At 64.1% G+C, this 18,503-nt stretch carries 17 protein-coding genes; 1 reads left to right on the top strand and 16 read right to left on the bottom strand.

Annotation, left to right across the window (positions count from 1 at the left end; all coding sequences use genetic code 11):
- Nucleotides 1-87: 87 nt before the first annotated feature.
- Nucleotides 88-693, top strand: coding sequence for a hypothetical protein (locus ACSQ3S_RS09440; protein WP_413448377.1), 606 nt, complete (start codon nt 88-90; stop codon nt 691-693).
- 7 nt (nt 694-700) lie between these two features.
- Here ACSQ3S_RS09440 and ACSQ3S_RS09435 read toward each other — a convergent pair whose 3' ends face one another.
- From ACSQ3S_RS09435 to gyrA, 16 genes are all read right to left on the bottom strand, one after another.
- The gene (locus tag ACSQ3S_RS09435; RefSeq protein ID WP_436142214.1) at nt 701-2,026 is read right to left on the bottom strand and encodes an MBL fold metallo-hydrolase; all 1,326 of its coding nucleotides are present in this window, start codon (nt 2,024-2,026) and stop codon (nt 701-703) included.
- Between the two features lie 55 nt (nt 2,027-2,081).
- Complete coding sequence (locus ACSQ3S_RS09430; RefSeq protein ID WP_176655088.1) at nt 2,082-2,465, bottom strand: DUF655 domain-containing protein; 384 nt, start codon at nt 2,463-2,465, stop codon at nt 2,082-2,084.
- Between the two features lie 104 nt (nt 2,466-2,569).
- Entirely contained in the window at nt 2,570-3,517 is a 948-nt protein-coding gene (gene rfaE1, locus ACSQ3S_RS09425) for a D-glycero-beta-D-manno-heptose-7-phosphate kinase (RefSeq protein ID WP_176655087.1), read from the bottom strand.
- Between the two features lie 10 nt (nt 3,518-3,527).
- On the bottom strand, nt 3,528-4,895 hold the full coding sequence (locus ACSQ3S_RS09420) for a UDP-glucose dehydrogenase family protein (protein WP_176655086.1): 1,368 nt from the start codon (nt 4,893-4,895) through the stop codon (nt 3,528-3,530).
- Nucleotides 4,896-5,012: 117 nt separating this feature from the next.
- Nucleotides 5,013-6,188 (bottom strand): lipopolysaccharide assembly protein LapB, encoded by a 1,176-nt coding sequence (lapB, locus tag ACSQ3S_RS09415; RefSeq protein ID WP_176655085.1) that lies wholly within the window; start codon nt 6,186-6,188, stop codon nt 5,013-5,015.
- Between the two features lie 12 nt (nt 6,189-6,200).
- Nucleotides 6,201-6,503: a LapA family protein gene (locus tag ACSQ3S_RS09410; protein ID WP_176655084.1), complete on the bottom strand. Its 303-nt coding sequence runs from the start codon at nt 6,501-6,503 to the stop codon at nt 6,201-6,203.
- Nucleotides 6,504-6,582: 79 nt separating this feature from the next.
- Nucleotides 6,583-6,888: an integration host factor subunit beta gene (locus ACSQ3S_RS09405; RefSeq protein ID WP_008446215.1), complete on the bottom strand. Its 306-nt coding sequence runs from the start codon at nt 6,886-6,888 to the stop codon at nt 6,583-6,585.
- A 10-nt stretch (nt 6,889-6,898) separates the two neighbouring features.
- Entirely contained in the window at nt 6,899-8,575 is a 1,677-nt protein-coding gene (gene rpsA / locus ACSQ3S_RS09400) for a 30S ribosomal protein S1 (RefSeq protein ID WP_176655229.1), read from the bottom strand.
- Nucleotides 8,576-8,680: 105 nt separating this feature from the next.
- Entirely contained in the window at nt 8,681-9,349 is a 669-nt protein-coding gene (cmk, locus tag ACSQ3S_RS09395) for a (d)CMP kinase (RefSeq protein WP_436142213.1), read from the bottom strand.
- 25 nt (nt 9,350-9,374) lie between these two features.
- The gene (gene aroA, locus ACSQ3S_RS09390) at nt 9,375-10,688 is read right to left on the bottom strand and encodes a 3-phosphoshikimate 1-carboxyvinyltransferase (RefSeq protein WP_436142212.1); all 1,314 of its coding nucleotides are present in this window, start codon (nt 10,686-10,688) and stop codon (nt 9,375-9,377) included.
- A gap of 130 nt (nt 10,689-10,818) precedes the next feature.
- Entirely contained in the window at nt 10,819-11,733 is a 915-nt protein-coding gene (locus ACSQ3S_RS09385; RefSeq protein WP_176655228.1) for a prephenate dehydrogenase/arogenate dehydrogenase family protein, read from the bottom strand.
- A 5-nt stretch (nt 11,734-11,738) separates the two neighbouring features.
- Nucleotides 11,739-12,848, bottom strand: coding sequence for a histidinol-phosphate transaminase (gene hisC, locus ACSQ3S_RS09380; RefSeq protein ID WP_353400668.1), 1,110 nt, complete (start codon nt 12,846-12,848; stop codon nt 11,739-11,741).
- A 23-nt stretch (nt 12,849-12,871) separates the two neighbouring features.
- The gene (pheA, locus tag ACSQ3S_RS09375) at nt 12,872-13,945 is read right to left on the bottom strand and encodes a prephenate dehydratase (RefSeq protein WP_176655080.1); all 1,074 of its coding nucleotides are present in this window, start codon (nt 13,943-13,945) and stop codon (nt 12,872-12,874) included.
- Nucleotides 13,946-13,951: 6 nt separating this feature from the next.
- On the bottom strand, nt 13,952-15,046 hold the full coding sequence (serC, locus tag ACSQ3S_RS09370) for a 3-phosphoserine/phosphohydroxythreonine transaminase (RefSeq protein WP_176655079.1): 1,095 nt from the start codon (nt 15,044-15,046) through the stop codon (nt 13,952-13,954).
- Between the two features lie 10 nt (nt 15,047-15,056).
- Nucleotides 15,057-15,605, bottom strand: coding sequence for a DUF2059 domain-containing protein (locus tag ACSQ3S_RS09365; protein ID WP_436142211.1), 549 nt, complete (start codon nt 15,603-15,605; stop codon nt 15,057-15,059).
- A gap of 121 nt (nt 15,606-15,726) precedes the next feature.
- Nucleotides 15,727-18,372 (bottom strand): DNA gyrase subunit A, encoded by a 2,646-nt coding sequence (gene gyrA, locus ACSQ3S_RS09360; RefSeq protein WP_413448384.1) that lies wholly within the window; start codon nt 18,370-18,372, stop codon nt 15,727-15,729.
- Nucleotides 18,373-18,503: the final 131 nt, after the last annotated feature.

Below are 18,503 nucleotides of genomic sequence, written 5' to 3'. Positions count from 1 at the left end.
TCTTATCAGTTTTGAACTTCGACTTCGTTCGACTGTCTAACAAACAGTAAGAGAAGAAAAACGACAAAATCCTGAAGGAGAAAGAGCATGAACCCTCTCACGCATTCGAAACCGCAGCCCACATCGGCCATTCCTCCTGCCGCGCTCGCTGAACTGCAGGACTACCTGCGCCAGAGCGGCAGCACGTTGTCTCCCGCCGAGGCGATCTCCCACGCCATCAAACTCTGGATAGCCAGGGACCGTGACGACGCGGCGCCGATGCGCGGCTATCAGTGGAAACAACTATTCCTGCCCGATGCGACGCGTCTCCGCGTGCACATGAACAATGAATGGCATATCGCCGAAGTCAGCGGCGACGACTTGATCTACGAAGGCCGCGCCGTTTCGCCCAACCAGATGGTGCAGCAAGTGACGGGAGGTGGCCGCAATGCATGGCGCGAGCTGTGGATACGCTTCCCCGGCGAAAAGACCTGGGTCAACGCCGCCAGTCTGCGCACCCGGCAAAGCAAGCAGGCCGCCACGCCGCCGCTGTCGCCGGCCGATGCGATGGCGGCCGCCGCCAAGTCGATGAGCGTCGCACTGAGCACCGCGCTGACGCTGGTGGAACACGCCAATCACCAGGCGCAAAACACGCTGGAACGCCGCCTGCCCCGCTATCGCCGCGAGATCGACCAGATGGACGATATCCACTAAGGCATCATCATGCCCGCCCAAGACGGCGCAGCTGCGCCGCCTGATAGGCGCCGAAGGCGTCGTTGAACAGACAGCGTATCAACGGGTCGTCGACGATGTCGGCATCGGCCGGCGCGCCGCTGATGCGCATGTACATCGACGTCAGCGACTCGCCCAGCGCCAGGCCGGCATACAGCTTGGCCATCGGGATTTCGGTATGCCAGGTCGGCGCCTCCCCGTCGCCGGTCGCTGCGATGGCGTCGCCGTGGATGCGGTAGCGGAACTGGTGGACCTTGCCCGCATGGTCGTACACCGACAGCTGCCAGATGCACGGCGTGGCGAAGTAGCTGTCCGGCGGCAGCTCCATGTCCGCGTATTTTTCAGCCAGGCCGGTGCGGCAGTAGTCCAGTACCTGCGCGGTCTGCTGGTCGCCGAGCGCGGCGAAATGGCGGGCGATCTCCGAGGTCGGCGGCGGCGCGATATCGGGACGGTAGTCGTAGTCGACATCCTGCTCGCCAACGGGCAGCACCCAAGGCAGCGGCGTGGCCGGCGTCAACGCATGCGGCGTCAGTTCGAAGGAGACCGAAGGATTGAGCCGCACAACGGAGGCGCCGGGCAGCCATGCCTCCACCTCGCCGGCGAACTGGCGGTAGGTGATCGGGAACAGAGCGTGGTTGTACCAGGACCACGGCTCCTGCACGAACTGGCAGGAACTGGGGACGACGTAGCGCGGCGCCAGCGCCCGCAGCTGCTCCGGCCATTCCTCGGGCAGCACGCTGGCCGCGCGGGGATCCGGCGCTCCCGCGCGCGACGGCGCGATGACGTCGATCTCGCGCATGGTCTGGAACGGCCACAGCACCATGTCCCACGGCGCGTAAGCCTTCAGTTGCTCCAGCGTTTCCGGGTCCATCCACGAATCGACCACGTTCAGCACGTTCAGGCCGGCGGCGCGGATGTGGAACATCGAATCCACGTCCGAGTCCAGCGCCTTGCGCGGAATGACTTCGAACGCCCCCACCCGCACCGGCGCGTCGACCGCCAGCGCCTGCACATTGGTGAAGCCAAGTTGCCGTACCATGGCGAACAGCTCGTCGAACAGGCAGTACAGATAAACCGGCGTGGCGCGATCGAGCAGGTCGAGGCTCTCCATCGAGCAGTGGTCGTCGTGGAAGTGGGAGATGAACACCGCATCGGGCTTCATGCCGCGTATCCGCGCATGATCGAAGCGCACGTCCGGGAAGGCGTGGCAGTTCCTGCTGAACGGGTTCTCGAAGATCGGATCGAATGCGATCAGCGTGCCGTCGCATTCGAAGACATAGCCGGCGTGCAGGATGCGGGAGATTTTAAGCGTCATCCCGCCATGTTAGCACCGCAGCGATGACGCTGCGGTTTGCCGGCCAGCATGAGACTTACTTGGCGGGGGCGGCGGCCTTGTCGGCCTTGGCGGCGGTTTTGTCAGCCTTGGCGGCTGCCTTGTCCGCTTTGGCCGCGGCCTTGTCGGCCGGCGCCGCGGCAGGCGCGCCTTCCAGCGGCTTGCCATTCACCACCAGGCCCGCTTGCGATAGCTTGACCGCGCTTTTCTCGCCGATGCCTTTGACGCGCTTTTCAAGATCCGCCCAATCCTTGAAATCGCCTTTCTTACGCTCTTCCAGGATGGCTTTCGATTTGACCGGGCCGATGCCCTTGACCGCATCCAGCGCGGCCGCGTCGGCCTTGTTGACGTCGACTTGCGCGAAAGCGAAGCTCATGGTTGCAATCAGGGTTGCAACTGCCAGCAATAGTTTCTTGAACATGTCTCTATCTCCGTTGTGGGTGAAAAGCAAGGGCGACAATCGCGCCTTGAGTTCCCTTAACGGCCAACCTCGGCCGCGGTTGACAACGCGGCCTTTGACATGGATCAAGCGCTGAACAGCTCCTCGCGCGTGACCGTCGCCGTGCCCAGCTTGCCGACCACGATGCCGCCGGCGCGGTTGGCCGTCTGCACCGCCTCGTTCCAGCCGGCGCCCGCTCCCAGCATGCAAGCCATGGTCGCGATGACGGTGTCGCCGGCGCCCGAGACGTCGAACACCTCGCGCGCCTGCGCCGGCATGTGGAACTGCGCGCCGTCGGTGTACAAGGTCATGCCCTCTTCCGAGCGGGTCAGCAGCAGCGCGTCCAGCTTCAGCTCCGCGCGCAGCTGCTGCGCCTTGGCCGTCAGCTGTTCCTCGCTGTTCCAGCTGCCGACGATGCGCTTCATTTCCGACTTGTTCGGCGTCAGCACGGTGGCGCCGGCGTAGCGGGAAAAATCGTCGCCCTTGGGATCGACCATCACCACCTTGCCGGCCGCGCGCGCCGAGGCGATCATGTCGGCCACGTTGACCAGCGAACCCTTGGCATAGTCCGACAGCACGATCACGTCGTAATCGGCCAGCAGCGCCTTGAACTGCACCAGCTTGTCGCGCAGCACCGTGTCGGTGGGCGCCTCCTCGAAATCGATGCGCACCATCTGCTGCTGGCGCCCGATGACGCGCAGCTTGATGATGGTGGAGATGGCGTCGTCGCGCTTGAGGTAACTGTGGATGCCGCCGCCCTGCAGCAGCTGCTCCACCTCGGTCCCCGCCTCGTCGGCGCCGACCACGCCCAGCAGGCCGGCATGCGCGCCCAGCGCGGCCGCGTTGCGCGCCACGTTGGCGGCGCCGCCCAGGCGCGCCTCGCGCTTCTCGATGCGCACGATGGGCACCGGCGCTTCCGGCGAGATGCGGCTGACGTCGCCGAACCAGTAGCGGTCCAGCATGACGTCGCCGACCACCAGGATGCGCACCTGGTCCAGCGCGGGGGTTTGATACGTCGTCACGGCAGTGCTCACGGCAACCTCTTCAAGTGCGGGTCAGGATGGAACGGCCGATGCCGTGGTATTCGAAGCCCGCTTCGGCCATCACTTCCGGCTCGAACAGGTTGCGGCCGTCGAAGATGATGGCCTGCTTCAGCGCGGCCTTGATGCGGTCGAAGTCCGGGCTGCGGAAGGCCTTCCATTCGGTGACGATCACCAGCGCCTCGGCGCCGGTCAGCGTGTCCATCGGGCTGGCGGCGAAACGCACGCGCGCCATCTCCTCGGCGTTCAGGTCCAGCTCCAGCACGCGCTTGGCCTCGGCCATCGCCACCGGATCGTAGACCGCCACGGTGGCGCCGCCGTCGAGCAGCTGCTTGAGCAGCACGCGCGCCGGCGCTTCGCGCATGTCGTCGGTGTTCGGCTTGAAGGCCAGGCCCCACACGGCGAAATGCTTGCCGCGCAAATCGTCGCCGAAGCGCTTGACCACCTTCTGCCCCAGCACCAGCTTCTGCTTGTCGTTGACCGCCTCCACCGCGCGCAGGATCAGCAGGTCCTGGTTGTACTGGCGCGCCGTGCGTTCCAGCGCCTGCACGTCTTTCGGGAAGCAGGAACCACCGTAGCCGGCGCCGGCGTACAGGAAGCTGTGGCCGATGCGCGGATCGGAGCCGATGCCGTGGCGCACCGCCTCGATGTCGGCACCCACCTGGTCGGCCAGGTTGGCCAGTTCGTTCATGAACGAGATGCGGGTGGCCAGCATGGCGTTGGCCGCGTACTTGGTGAATTCGGCCGAGCGCACGTCCATCCAGAAGGTGCGCTCGTGGTTGCGGTTGAACGGCGTGTACAGCTTCTTCATCAGGCCGTGCGCCTTCTCGCCTTCCGCCGTGCTGTCGCAGCCGATGACGATGCGGTCCGGCCGCATGAAGTCTTCCACCGCCGCGCCCTCTTTGAGGAACTCCGGATTGGACACCACCGAAAAGGTCGACCCGTCGCCGCGCGCGGCCAGCTCGGCCTGCACCGCCGCCTTGACGCGGTCCGCCGTGCCCACCGGGACGGTCGACTTGTCGACGATGACCTTGAACTCGGTCATGTGGCGGCCGATGTTTTTGGCGGCGGCCAGCACGTACTGCAGGTCGGCCGAGCCGTCCTCGTCCGGCGGCGTGCCGACGGCGATGAACTGCAGGCAGCCGTGCGCCACCGAGGCGGCGACGTCGGTCGAGAACTGCAGGCGGCCGGCGGCGCGGTTGCGCGCCACCACTTCCTCCAGGCCCGGCTCGTGGATCGGGATGCCGCCGTTGTTGAGCAGGTCGATTTTCTTCTGGTCGACGTCGAGGCAGAACACGTCGTTGCCCAGTTCGGCGAGGCAGGCGCCGGTGACGAGGCCTACATAGCCGGTGCCGATAATTGTAATTTTCATGTGTATTCCGCCTTCTTGTTAGCAGCGCTGCCGCCCCGCCGTCATTCCCGCGCAAGCGGGAATCCATGCTGAGTATGGGTTCCCGCCTGCGCGGGAACGACTGCGGCGGCGCCGTATTTAATTCATGACATTCAGTTCTTCGGTGCGGCGCGGCGGGTAGGTCTCCCAGCGGCTGCATCCCGGGCACTGCCAGTAGAACTGGCGCGCCTTGAAACCGCAGTGGCTGCACTGGTAGCGCGCCAGCTTCTGCGTATAGCCGTGTACCAGGTTCTTCACCATCGACAGTTCCGGCACCAGGTTGGCCGGCGCGTCCATCAGGCGCGCCTCCAGCAGCTTGTCCAGGCCCAGCAGGGTCGGCGTGCGGCGCAGCTCGTTGCTGACCAGCTGCTTGGCCGCGTCGACGCCGTCCAGCTCCAGCACCGCCTTGTACACCACCTCGATCAGGTCGATCGACGAGGCCTGCTCCAGATAGGACTTGAGCAGGCTGACGCCTTCCTGCGGGCGGCCCACCTTGCGGTAGGCGTCCATCATGCGCTGCGCCACCAGCGCCGTGTGCGGCACGCTGATCTGCTCGACGCGGCGCCAGGTCATCAGCGCGCCCTCGACGTCGCCCTGCGCCAGCTGGGCGTCGCCGGTCAGCATGGTGGCGCGCACGTTGACGCGGTCGGCCTGCAGCGACTTCTCCAGCAGCGGCAAGGCGTCCTCCGGATGCATGTGCACCAGCGCGTCCTGCGCCAGCTCGCAGTAGAACTGGGCGATTTCCTTCTGGCGCGAGCCGGCGCCCGATTCCTGCAGGCCGATGGCCGCCTCGATCGCGCGCGGCCATTCCTTCTCGCGCTGGAAGATCTCCAGCAGCGCGCGGCGCGCCTGCACCGCGTACTGGCCGCTGACCATCGAGGTGAAGGTTTCCTCGGCGCGGTCCAGCAGGCCGGCCTTCAGGTAGTCCATGCCCAGCTCGTACTGCGCGTGCTCCTTCTGCTCCTGCGGCAGGTCGGGACGCGACAGCAGGTTCTGGTGCACGCGGATGGCCCGCTCGGTCTCGCCGCGGCGGCGGAACAGGTTGCCCAGCGCGAAGTGCATGTCGGCCGTTTCCGGGTCCAGCCGCACGATCTCGATGAAGGCGTCGATGGCCTTGTCGGGCTGCTCGTTGAGCAGGAAGTTCAGGCCCTTGAAGTAGCCGCGCGGCAGCGTGCGCGATTCGGACACCAGTTGACGAATGTCGACGCGCGCGGCGACCCAGCCCAGTCCGAAGAAGACCGGGATACCCAATAACCACCAGAGTTCGAATTCCATGCTTTGTGTTTTTTATTGTGTGTTGATGCTGTCCGGCTGCGGCTGGACATTGGGCTGCAGCGCCGAGCTTTGCAGCGTCGAGATCGTGGTCTTGTGTTTGTTCGTTTCGCGGCGGTGGCGGAACACCGTCGGCGTCAGCGCCAGCACGCCGAGGAAGGCGCCGGCCACGAAGAAGCCGAGCAGCATCAGCACCAGCGGCCCGTGCAGGTCATAGTGGAGGAAAAAGTGCAGGTCGACTTCCTGCGTATTTTTCAGGGCAAAGCCAAAAAACAGGACGAAAAGAACGAATCCAATAATCGTGGAGATGAATTTCATTGGCCAGGTTTCCTGTTCAGTATTTCTAAAAAAAAGCGGCATCCGTAGACGCCGCTTTTATTTTAACTCATCAGACGCTTCAGTCCTCGATGATCGGTTGCCCGACCATCGCGTCAACCCGCTCGCGCAATTGCTTGCCCGGCTTGAAGTGAGGCACCCGTTTTTCGGGCACCATCACTTTGTCGCCCGACTTCGGATTACGTCCGATACGCGGTGGCCGGCTGTTGAGGGCAAAGCTGCCAAAACCGCGGATCTCGATGCGCTGACCGGTCGCCAGGGCGTTGGTCATCGCATCCAGTATGGTCTTGACGGCATACTCCGCATCTTTGGCCACCAGCTGAGAATAACGCTCAGCCAGGCGGTTGATCAACTCGGACTTAGTCATCGACTAGTTCTTAGTTCTTGTTGTCGAGCTTAGCTTTCAGCAGCGCGCCCAGGCTGGTGGTGCCCGAAGCTGCGTTGCTGTCGCCAGCGATCTTCTGCATGGCTTCCGCGGTTTCAGCGCTATCTTTCGCTTTGATCGACAGCTGGATGCTGCGAGCTTTGCGGTCGATGTTGATGACCAGGGCTTCGACGGAATCGCCAACCTTCAGGTGGGTACCGGCATCTTCCACGCGGTCGCGGGAGATTTCGGATGCACGCAGATAGCCTTCGACTTCTTCGGACAGTTGGATCACGGCGCCTTTAGGCTCCACCGATTTCACGGTGCCGGTCACCAGCGCGCCCTTGTCGTTCATGGCGGCGAAGTTGTTGAACGGGTCGCCTTCCAGTTGCTTGACGCCCAGGGAAACGCGCTCGCGCTCGACGTCGATGGCCAGAACGATGGCTTCCAGTTCGTCACCTTTCTTGAAGCGACGCACGGCTTCTTCGCCGGTTTCGGTCCACGACAGGTCGGACAGGTGCACCAGGCCGTCGATGTTGCCGGCCAGGCCGATGAACACGCCGAAGTCGGTGATCGACTTGATCGCGCCACGGACTTTATCGCCCTTCTTGTGGGTCACGCCGAAGTCATCCCATGGATTCGCTTTGCACTGCTTCATGCCCAGCGAAATACGGCGACGCTCTTCGTCGATTTCCAGTACCATCACTTCAACTTCGTCGCCCAGCTGGACAACTTTGTTTGGCGCGACGTTTTTGTTGGTCCAGTCCATTTCGGAAACGTGCACCAGGCCTTCGATGCCTTGCTCGACTTCCACGAACGCGCCGTAGTCGGTCAGGTTGGTGACTTTACCGAACAGACGGGTGCCTTGTGGGTAACGACGGGACAGACCGGTCCAAGGATCGTCGCCCAGCTGCTTCACGCCCAGCGAGACACGGTTCTTCTCTTGATCGTACTTCAGGACCTTGGCGGTGATTTCCTGGCCGACGGTCAGCACTTCCGATGGGTGACGCACACGACGCCATGCCAGGTCGGTGATGTGCAGCAGGCCGTCGATACCGCCCAGATCCACGAACGCGCCGTAGTCGGTGATGTTCTTGACGACGCCGGTCACCACGGTGCCTTCTTTCAGCGTTTCCATCAGTTTCTGACGCTCTTCGCCCATCGAAGCTTCGATGACGGCGCGGCGGGACAGAACCACGTTGTTACGCTTGCGATCCAGCTTGATCACTTTGAATTCGAGGGTCTTGCCTTCGAACGGGGTGGTGTCCTTGACCGGACGGGTGTCGACCAGCGAACCCGGCAGGAAAGCGCGGATGCCGTTGGTCAGAACGGTCAGGCCGCCCTTGACTTTGCCATTGACGGTACCGACGACGATCTCGCCCGATTCCATGGCTTTTTCCAGTGCCAGCCACGACGCCAGACGCTTGGCCTTGTCGCGCGACAGGATGGTATCGCCGAAACCGTTTTCCAGCGATTCGATCGCCACGGAAACGAAGTCGCCTACTTTGACTTCCAGTTCGCCGTGGTCGTTCTTGAATTCTTCAACAGGGATGAATGCTTCCGATTTCAGGCCGGCGTTGACGATCACGAAGTTGTGATCCAGACGAACGACTTCAGCCGAGATCACTTCGCCCGAACGCATGTCTTGACGCGACAGGGATTCTTCGAAGAGGGCTGCAAAACTTTCCATATTAGACATTGTAACTTCCAGGTTACCAACAAGGCTCGCGATATGCGACTTCAGTTGGGTTAGGGTTGAAAAAACCGGGGCACTCAGAGCTTGCCCAGGCACGTACTATTTACCGACGGCCGCATACCACTGCAACACCTGATCGACCGCTGCCTCAGCGGTCATGTTCGAGGTATCAAGCACATGCGCCCCCTCTGCGGGGACCAGCGGTGCGATGGCCCGATTCGTATCCCGGTCGTCGCGCGCCTGCAAATCCATCAGTAGGTCTTCCATATTAGCAGAAAACCCCTTGTCAATCAATTGCTTATATCGACGCTCGGCCCGCGCCGCCACGGAGGCGGTCAAAAACACCTTCAACACCGCGTGCGGGAAGATCACCGAGCCCATGTCGCGCCCGTCCGCCACCACCCCCGGCGCCTTGCGGAAACCCAGCTGCAGCCCCACCAGCGCGTGGCGCACGGCGGGAAATGTTGCAATTTTTGAAGCGGTGTTGCCCACCTCTTCCGCCCGGATGGCGTCGCTGACGTTTTCGTGCGACAAGATGATGTCGCCGCCCTGGAAGCTGCACTGCAGGTGCTCGGCCAGCTTGGCCACGGCGTGCTCGTCGGCCAGGTCGGTGCCGCGGCGCAGCGCCGACAGCGCCGTCAGCCGGTACAACGCGCCCGAATCCAGGTAGTGGAAGCCGAGCTTATCGGCAACGCGATGCGCGACCGTGCCCTTGCCGGATGCGGTCGGGCCGTCGATGGTGATGACTGGAATTGGGGAAGTTGCCATTTAGTTCACTTTACTTATTTTGCACTTATTTTGCGATCGCCGCGAACGCCGCGAAATACTCCGGGAAGGTCTTGCCGACGCACTTGGGATCGTTGATGCGCATGACGTTGCCCTTGCGCGCGGCGCCGTCCAGCGACACCAGCGAGAAGCACATCGCCATGCGGTGGTCGTCGTAGGTATCGATGGTAGCAGGCGTGATGACCGCCGGCGGGGTGACCTTGATGTAGTCCGGGCCCTCCTCGACGATGGCGCCCACCTTGCGCAGCTCGGTCGCCATGGCGGCGATGCGGTCGGTTTCCTTGACGCGCCAGCTGGCGATGTTGCGCAGCGTGCTGGTGCCGTCGGCGTACAGCGCGGCCACGGCGATGGTCATGGCCGCGTCGGGAATGTGGTTGAAGTCGGCGTCGATGGCCTTCAGCACGCCGTTCGAGCGCGCCTCGATCCAGTTGTCGCCCATGGTGATCCGCACGCCCATCTGCTCCAGCGCGGCGGCGAAGCGCACGTCGCCCTGGATCGAGTCCTTGCCCACGCCCTCGACCCGCACCGGACCGCCGGCGATCGCGCCGGCCGCCAGGAAGTAGGACGCCGACGACGCGTCGCCCTCGACGTGGATGGTGCCCGGCGACTGGTAGACCTGGCCCGGCTCGATGGTGAACGACTCCCAGCCGTTCTGCTCGACCTTGACGCCGAAGCGGCGGATCAGGTTCAGCGTGATTTCGATATAGGGCTTGGAGATCAGCTCGCCGACCACGTCGATGGCGATCGCGTGCTCGCGCGCCATCAGCGGCGCCACCATCAGCAGCGCGGTCAAAAACTGGCTGGAGACGTCGCCGCGCACCGACAGGCGCCGCGCGTGGATCTTGCCCTGCTTGATGTGCAGCGGCGGGAAGCCCGGGTTGCCGGTGTATTCGACGTCGGTGCCGGCGGCGTTGAGCGCGTCGACCAGGTCGCCGATCGGGCGCTCGTGCATGCGCGGCACGCCGTGCAGCGTGTAGTCGCCGCCGATCACGGCCAGCGCGGCGGTCAGCGGACGGATCGCGGTGCCGGCGTTGCCCATGAACAGGTCGGCCGATTTGTTCGGCAGCACGCCGGCCACGCCCTTGACGTGGTGGATGGTGCCGCTGGCGGTCTTTTCCTCGGTCCACTGCACGCCCAGCGCACGCAGGGCGGCCAGCATGACGGCGGTGTCGTCCGAGGCCAGCAGGTCGACGATGGCGACGTCGCCCCGCGACAGCGCCGACAGCAGCAGGATGCGGTTGGAGATGGATTTCGAGCCCGGCAGGCGCACGGCGCCCTCTACGTGGGCGACGGTGGGGAGATCGATAAATTCGTGGGTCATGCCGTTTCCTTATGCGGCGGCCGGAGTACCGTCGCCCTCGCGAAAGCGGGGGCCCATAGAACGCAAGCTCAGTATGGATTCCCGCTTTCGCGGGAACGACGGCGCTGCGGCCTCCTGTTAATCTGCGCGGTTAAACTTCTTTCGCTTGCGACGGCGGCGCCTCGGCCGCCTCGATCGCTGTGATCCACTGGTGGCGGGCATGCTGGGCGTTGCTGTACACGCGCTCCAGCCCTGCCCCGTCGCCAGCGGCGAGACGGGCCCTCAAGCCCGTCAATTGTGCCAGATACGCATCCAGCTCCGTCAACAACGCCGACTGGTTGGCCAGGCTGATGTCGCGCCACATCTCGGGCGACGATCCGGCGATCCTTGTGAAATCGCGAAAACCGCTGGCCGCATACTGGAACAGTAAATCCGCATGCGGCTTGTTGGCGATGTCGTCCACCAGCGCATACGCCAGCAAGTGCGGCAGATGGCTGACGGCAGCAAACACCTTGTCATGCTCCTGCGGCGTCAAACGATGGATGACCGCATCGCAGGCCCGCCACGCCGCCGCCACGCGCTCGACGTCATCGGCCGCGTTTTCATCCAAGGCCGTCAGCACCACCTTCTTGCCGACGTACAGATCGTCGATGGCCGCCTCGGGACCGTTGGTCTCGCGGCCGGCGATCGGATGGCCCGGCACGAACTGGCCAATCTTGCCGCCCAGCGCGCGGCGCGCCGACGCCACCACGTCGGACTTGGTGCTGCCCGCGTCGGTGACCACGGTGCCCGGCCGCAGGTGCGGCGCGATCGCGGCCAGGATGGCCTCGGTCTGCGCCACCGGCGCGGCCAGCAGCACCAGGTCGGCACCGGCCAGCGCCTCGCTCACGCCTTGTTCGTCACCGCCGCCGATGACGTCGATGATGCCCAGCTCCCGCGCGCGCTGCAGCGAGGCCGCCGAGCGCCCCATGCCGACCACGCTGCCGACGGCGCCGGCCTTCTTCAGCGACCGCGCGAACGATCCGCCGATCAGGCCAACGCCAAAGATGACGACTTTGTTCAGCATCATTTTTACTCTGCCAGCGCCTTGGTCAGCGCGGCGATCAGCACGGCGTTCTCCTGCGGCAGGCCGATGGAGATGCGCAGCCATTCCGGCAGACCGTAGTTGCCCACCGGGCGCACGATCACGCCCTGCTTCAGCAGCGACAGGTTGACGCGGGCGCCGGCCGCCAGGTCCTTGCCGACCTTGACCAGCACGAAGTTGCCGTACGACGGCACATACTCCAGGCCCAGCTTGTCGAACGCCTCGGTGAACTGCTGGTAGCCGGCGGCGTTGTTGGCCGCGCTGCGCTTGAGGAATTCCTTGTCGTTGAGCGCCGCGATGGCCGCCGCCTGCGCCAGCGAATTGACGTTGAACGGCTGGCGGATGCGGTTCATCAGGTCCGTCAGCGCCGGCTGGGCGATGCCGAAGCCCACGCGCAAACCGGCCAGGCCGTAAGCCTTGGAGAAGGTGCGCGACACCAGCAGGTTGGGATACTTCTTGACCCACTCGGCCGATTCGAACTGGTTTTCCTCGGCCAGGAATTCGTTGTAGGCCTCGTCCAGCACCACCACCACATTGGCCGGCACCTGGTCCAGGAAGGCCTGGATGTCGGCGGCCGGGATGAAGGTGCCGGTCGGGTTGTTCGGGTTGGCGATGAACACCAGGCGCGTATCGTCCTTGATCGCCGCCAGCATCGCCGGCAGGTCGTGACCGTAGGCCTTGGCCGGCACCACGATGTGGTTGGCGCCCACGCCCTGCGTCGCCAGCGCGTACACGGCGAACGAATACTGCGAATACACGATCGACTGGCCGCGCTCGACGAACGCGTGGGCGGCGATTTCCAGGATGTCGTTGCTGCCGTTGCCCAGCGTGATCCACTCGGCCGGCACGTCGTAGCGCTTGGACAGCGCGGCTTTCAGTTCGAAGCCGTTGGCGTCCGGGTAGCGGCCCAGGTCGGCGGCGGCGGCGGTCATCGCCTGCACGGCCGATTCCGGCACGCCGAACGGATTCTCGTTGGACGCCAGCTTGACGATGGCCTCTTCGTCGAGGCCGAATTCACGCGCGACTTCCGCGATCGGTTTGCCGGCCTGGTATGGAGCGATGGCGCGGACGTACTCCGGGCCGTAATTCTTGGACATAGTCTCTCTCTGATTCTGGTTGGTTAGGTCAAACTCACGGGATAGGATCCCAGCACCTTGAAGAAGGCTGCATTGCCCTGCAGTTCATCCAGCGCCTTGGCCACGGCCTCGTCCTGCACATGGCCTTCGACGTCGACATAGAAGTAATACTCCCAGGTTCCCGTGCGCGCCGGACGCGACTCGAAGCGCGTCATCGACACATTGTGCTGGGCCAGCGAACCAAGCAGGCGGTAGATGGAGCCGGCCTTGTGCGGTGCGGCCAGCGCCAGCGACGTGCGGTCCTCGCCCGACGGGCCGGCCTGCAGGTGGCCGATCACGGCGAAGCGGGTGCGGTTGTGCGGATCGTCCTGGATGTTGGCCTTGACCGTGCCCAGGCCGTAGCGCACGCCGGCGCGTTCGCCGGCGATGGCGGCGATCGCGTGATCGTCGCGCGCCATGCGGGCCGCCTCGGCGTTCGACGACACGGCGCGGCGCTCGATGTCCGGGTAGTTGTTGTTCAGCCAGATCTGGCACTGCGCCAGCGCCTGCGCGTGGGCGCAGATGGCGGTGATGCCGTCCATGTTGCCGGTGGCGGTCAGCAGGCTGTGGCGAACCGCGATCGACACTTCGCCGCTGATGGTCAGCGGCGTATGCAGCAGCAGGTCCAGCGTGCGGCCGATGGCGCCCTCGGTCGAGTTCTCGACCGGCACCACGCCGAATTCGGCGGTGCCGGCCTCGGTGGCACGGAACACCTCGTCGATGGACGAGCAAGGCAGCACGTCGACGGCGGTGCCGAACTGCTGGTACACCGCCTGTTCGCTGTAGGTGCCGGCCGGGCCGAGGAAGGCGATGGTGACGCGCTTTTCCAGCGAACGGCAGGCGGACATGATCTCGCGCCAGATGGTCTGCAGCTCGGTATTGCCCATCGGGCCGGGATTGCGCTCGGCCACGCCGCGCAGCACCTGCGCCTCGCGTTCGGGGCGGAACACGGGAGCGTTGGTCTCGGCCTTGACGTGGCCGACTTCCTGCGCCACCTTGGCGCGGCGGTTCAACAGGTCGAGGATCTGCGCATCGATGGCGTCGATCTGTTCGCGCAGGGGTTTGAGTTTATCGTTCATGAGAGTCTATTTACCGGCGCGGCCGGCGAATTCGTTCAAGTAGTCCACGAGCGCTTGCACGCCCTCGATAGGCATCGCGTTGTAGATCGATGCGCGCATGCCGCCGACGGACTTGTGGCCCTTCAGTTGCAGCAGCCCGCGCGCCTTGGCGCCGGCCAGGAATGCCTCGTTCCGGCTCTCGTCCTTCAGGTAGAAGGGCACGTTCATGCGCGAGCGGCTGGTTTTCGCCACGCGGTTCTGGTAAAAGTCGTCCACGTCCAGCGCCGCGTACAGCAGCTCGGCCTTGGCCTTGGCGCGCTTTTCCATCTCGGCCACGCCGCCCTGCTTTTTCAGCCACTGGAACACCAGGCCGGCGATGTAGATGCCGTAGGTGGGCGGCGTGTTGTACATCGATTCGTTGTCGGCCACCAGCTTGAAGTCGAACGCCGACGGGCACACCGGCAGCGCCTTGCCCAGCAGGTCGTCGCGGACGATGACGATGGTCACGCCGGCAGGGCCGATGTTCTTCTGCGCGCCGGCGAAAATCAGCCCGTACTTCGACACGTCGACGGGGCGCGACAGGATGTGCGAGGACATGTCGGCCACCAGCAGCACGCCGTCCTGCGGCGCCGGCACGCCGGCGTCGAAGTCGTACTCGACGCCGTCGATGGTCTCGTTGGTGCACATGTGCAGGTAGGCGGCGCCCGGCGTGAGCTTCCACTCCGATTGCGGCGGCACCGACGTCATCGACGACGCGGCGATATTGACGTTGGCGTACTTGGCGGCTTCCTTGATGGACTTGCCCGACCACGAGCCGGTATGAATGAAATCGATGGTCGCTGGCTGCGGCTTGTGGCCGACGAGGTTCAGCGGGATCAGGGCGTTCTGCGACAAACCGCCGCCCTGCATGAACAAGATCTTGTAGTTGTCCGGTACTGCCAGCAGCTCGCGCAGGTCGCGCTCGGCCGCCTTGTAGATCGACATAAACTCCGGTCCGCGGTGGCTCATCTCCATGACGGACATGCCGCTGCCATGCCAGTCCAGCATTTCGGCAGCGGCTTGCGCCAGTACTTCCTTCGGCAATACGGCGGGGCCGGCGGAGAAGTTATAGATGTGAGTCACGTTGCAGTCCTTATTTGGTGGATTGTTTTTCCTGCAGCTTCTGCATCAGCGGGGTGATGCGGCGCGCGGCGACCTGCTGGCCGATCTGCATGGCTTCGGCCATCAGCTTGGGCATGGTCGACAGCATCTTGGCGCCGATCGGCGTGCGGTAGAAGGCGGTGATCTGCTTCAGCTCGTCCGCGCTGTAAGTGCGCGCGTACAGCGGCACGGTTTCGGTGAGGATGTCGTCGATCATGGCCGGGTCGTTCATCGCGCCTTGCAGCACGGCGACGGCGGCCGGCAATTCCGCTTCCATCTTGGCCAGCGCCTCTTTCTTTTGCTCCGGCGTGGTATTCGGGTTGTTCTTGATGCCAGCTTCGGCGCCGGCGCGCATGGACTGGCCGATGCTCTGCGACATCTGCTGCATCACGCCGGTCATCATGGTGCGATAGTTCATCGCATCGAACAGCTCGCGCGCGGCGGCGGTGGAGGCGGCGTCGGCCTGGGCGTACGCCGGGGCGGCGCCGACGAGGGCGAACGCGGTGATCGCGATGCTGACAATGGCTGCTATCTTCTTCATATGTTCGCCTAAAAAAATTAAAAACAAAAAAACGGGGCCAGTCTTATTGTCGCATTTATCCGCGAAATAAACCTGACCCCGCTGACCCCGGACCGCAGTCCGGGGGCGTGTTTGCTATGACTTACTCGGGTTGAGCTTCGTCTGGCTTGGCATCGGGGCCCGGTTCCAGCTCGACTTCGTCGATGTCGGTTTCAACCACGCGCTGCAGGCCGGACAGCTTGGTGCCGTCTTCGACCGCGATCAGGGTCACGCCTTGCGTGGCGCGGCCCATTTCGCGGATCTCGGACACGCGGGTGCGGATCAGCACACCGCCGGTGGTGATCAGCATGATCTCGTCGGTCGAATCGACCAGCGTCGCCGCCACCACCTTGCCGTTACGCTCGGAGGTCTGGATCGCGATCATGCCCTTGGTGCCGCGGCCGTGGCGGGTGTACTCGGTGATCGGCGTACGCTTGCCGAAGCCGTTCTCGGTCGCCGTCAGCACCGACTGCTGCTCGTTTTCCGCCACCAGCAGCGCGATCACGCGCTGGCCCTCGTCCAGGTTCATGCCGCGCACGCCGCGGGCGTTGCGGCCCATCGGACGCACGTCGTTCTCGTCGAAGCGCACCGCCTTGCCGGCGTCGGAGAACAGCATCACGTCGTGCTCGCCGTCGGTCAGCGCGGCGCCGATCAGGAAGTCGCCCTCGTCCAGGTCGACCGCGATGATGCCGGCCTTGCGTGGATTGCTGAAGTCCTTCAGCGGCGTCTTCTTCACGGTGCCCAGGCTGGTCGACATGAACACGTAGTGGTCTTCCGGGAAGGTGCGGTTGGCGCCGGACAGCGGCAGGATGACCGTGATCTTCTCGTTGTCCGCCAGCGGGAACATGTTGACGATAGGCTTGCCGCGCGAGTTGCGCGAGCCTTGCGGCACTTCCCATACCTTGAGCCAGTACATGCGGCCGCGGTTGGAGAAGCACAGGATGTAGTCGTGCGTGTTGGCGATGAACAGCTGGTCGATCCAGTCTTCCTCTTTGGTCGCCATGGCCTGCTTGCCGCGCCCGCCGCGCTTCTGCGCGCGGTACTCGCTGATCGGCTGCGCCTTCATGTAGCCGGTGTGCGACAGGGTCACCACCATGTCCTGCGGCGTGATCAGGTCTTCGGTGCCCAGGTCGGTCGCGTTGTGCTCGATGTTCGAGCGGCGCGGATCCTTCTGCGGGTCGCCGAATTCGTTGACCACGTGGGTCATCTCGTCGGTGATGATGGTGGTCACGCGTTCAGGCTTGGACAGGATGTCCAGCAGGTCGGCGATTTCGGCCATCACGTCCTTGTACTCGTTGACGATCTTGTCCTGTTCCAGGCCGGTCAGGCGTTGCAGGCGCATCTGCAAAATCTCTTGCGCCTGGTCGTCGGACAGCTTGTACATGCCGTCGGTCTGCATGCCGTAGTGCTTCGGCAGGTGCTCCGGACGGAAGGCGTCGATGCCGCCTATGGTGCCGCCTTCGCCGGTACGGGCCAGCATCTCGCGCACCAGCGACGAATCCCACGAACGTTCCATCAGGCCGGTTTTCGCGACCGGCGGCGTCGGCGCCGCCTTGATGATGGCGATGAAGTCGTCGATGTTGGCCAGCGCCACGGCCAGGCCCTCGAGCACGTGGCCGCGCTCGCGCGCCTTGCGCAGCTCGAACACGGTGCGGCGGGTGACCACTTCGCGGCGGTGCGACAGGAAGCACTGCAGCATTTCCTTCAGGTTCAGCAGGCGCGGCTGGCCGTCGACCAGCGCCACCATGTTCATGCCGAAGGTGTCCTGCAATTGCGTCTGCTTGTACAGGTTGTTGAGCACCACTTCCGGCACTTCGCCGCGCTTGAGCTCGATGACCACGCGCATGCCCGACTTGTCGGACTCGTCGCGGATGTCGGAAATGCCTTCGAGCTTCTTGTCGCGCACGTTTTCGGCGATGCGTTCCAGCAGCGATTTCTTGTTGACCTGGTACGGCAGCTCGTCAACGATGATGGCCGTGCGGCCGCCGTCCTTGCCGTACTCTTCGTAGTGGGTCTTGGCGCGCATCACCACGCGGCCGCGGCCGGTGCGGTAGCCGTCGCGCACGCCGGACACGCCGTAGATCGTGCCGCCGGTCGGGAAGTCCGGCGCCGGGATCAGTTCGATCAGCTCGTCGATCGAGCAGGCCGGGTTGCGCAGCACGTGCAGCGCGCCGGCGATCACTTCATGCAGGTTGTGCGGCGGAATATTGGTCGCCATGCCGACCGCGATACCCGACGAGCCGTTGATCAGCAGGTTGGGAATGCGGGTCGGCAGGACGGTCGGCTCTTTTTCCTTGCCGTCGTAGTTGGGCTGGAAGTCGACGGTTTCCTTGTCGATGTCGGCCAGCAGTTCAGCGGAAATCTTGTCCAGGCGACACTCGGTGTATCGCATCGCCGCCGCGCCGTCGCCGTCGACGGAGCCGAAGTTGCCCTGGCCGTCGACCAGCATGTAGCGCAGCGAGAAGTCCTGCGCCATACGGACCAGCGTGTCGTAAATCGACGCATCGCCGTGCGGGTGGTACTTACCCATCGTCTCGCCCACCACACGGGCGCATTTGACGTAAGGGCGGTTCCACACGTTGTTCATTTCGTGCATCGCGAAGAGGACCCGGCGGTGCACCGGCTTGAGGCCGTCTCGCACGTCCGGCAAGGCGCGGCCTACGATCACGCTCATGGCGTAATCGAGGTAGCTCTTGCGCATCTCTTCTTCGAGGGAAATAGGGATTGTTTCTTTTGCGAATTGATCCATTGGCGGGTCGACTGATCTTTGACTGTGGTTTATCTTTTATGCAATGTAGGCCGCACGTACTGCACTTCTACCCTGCCCTCCCAAATTGGACAGGCAAGCGTGCGATTTTAGCATGCGGGCAGGACGATCAG

Source organism: Duganella sp. LjRoot269 (assembly GCF_964254095.1).
In the GTDB taxonomy this organism is placed as follows: domain Bacteria; phylum Pseudomonadota; class Gammaproteobacteria; order Burkholderiales; family Burkholderiaceae_D; genus Rugamonas; species Rugamonas hordei.
The sequence above is the reverse complement of the archived record's forward strand: the minus strand, read 5'-3'. Positions and strand labels throughout refer to the sequence as shown.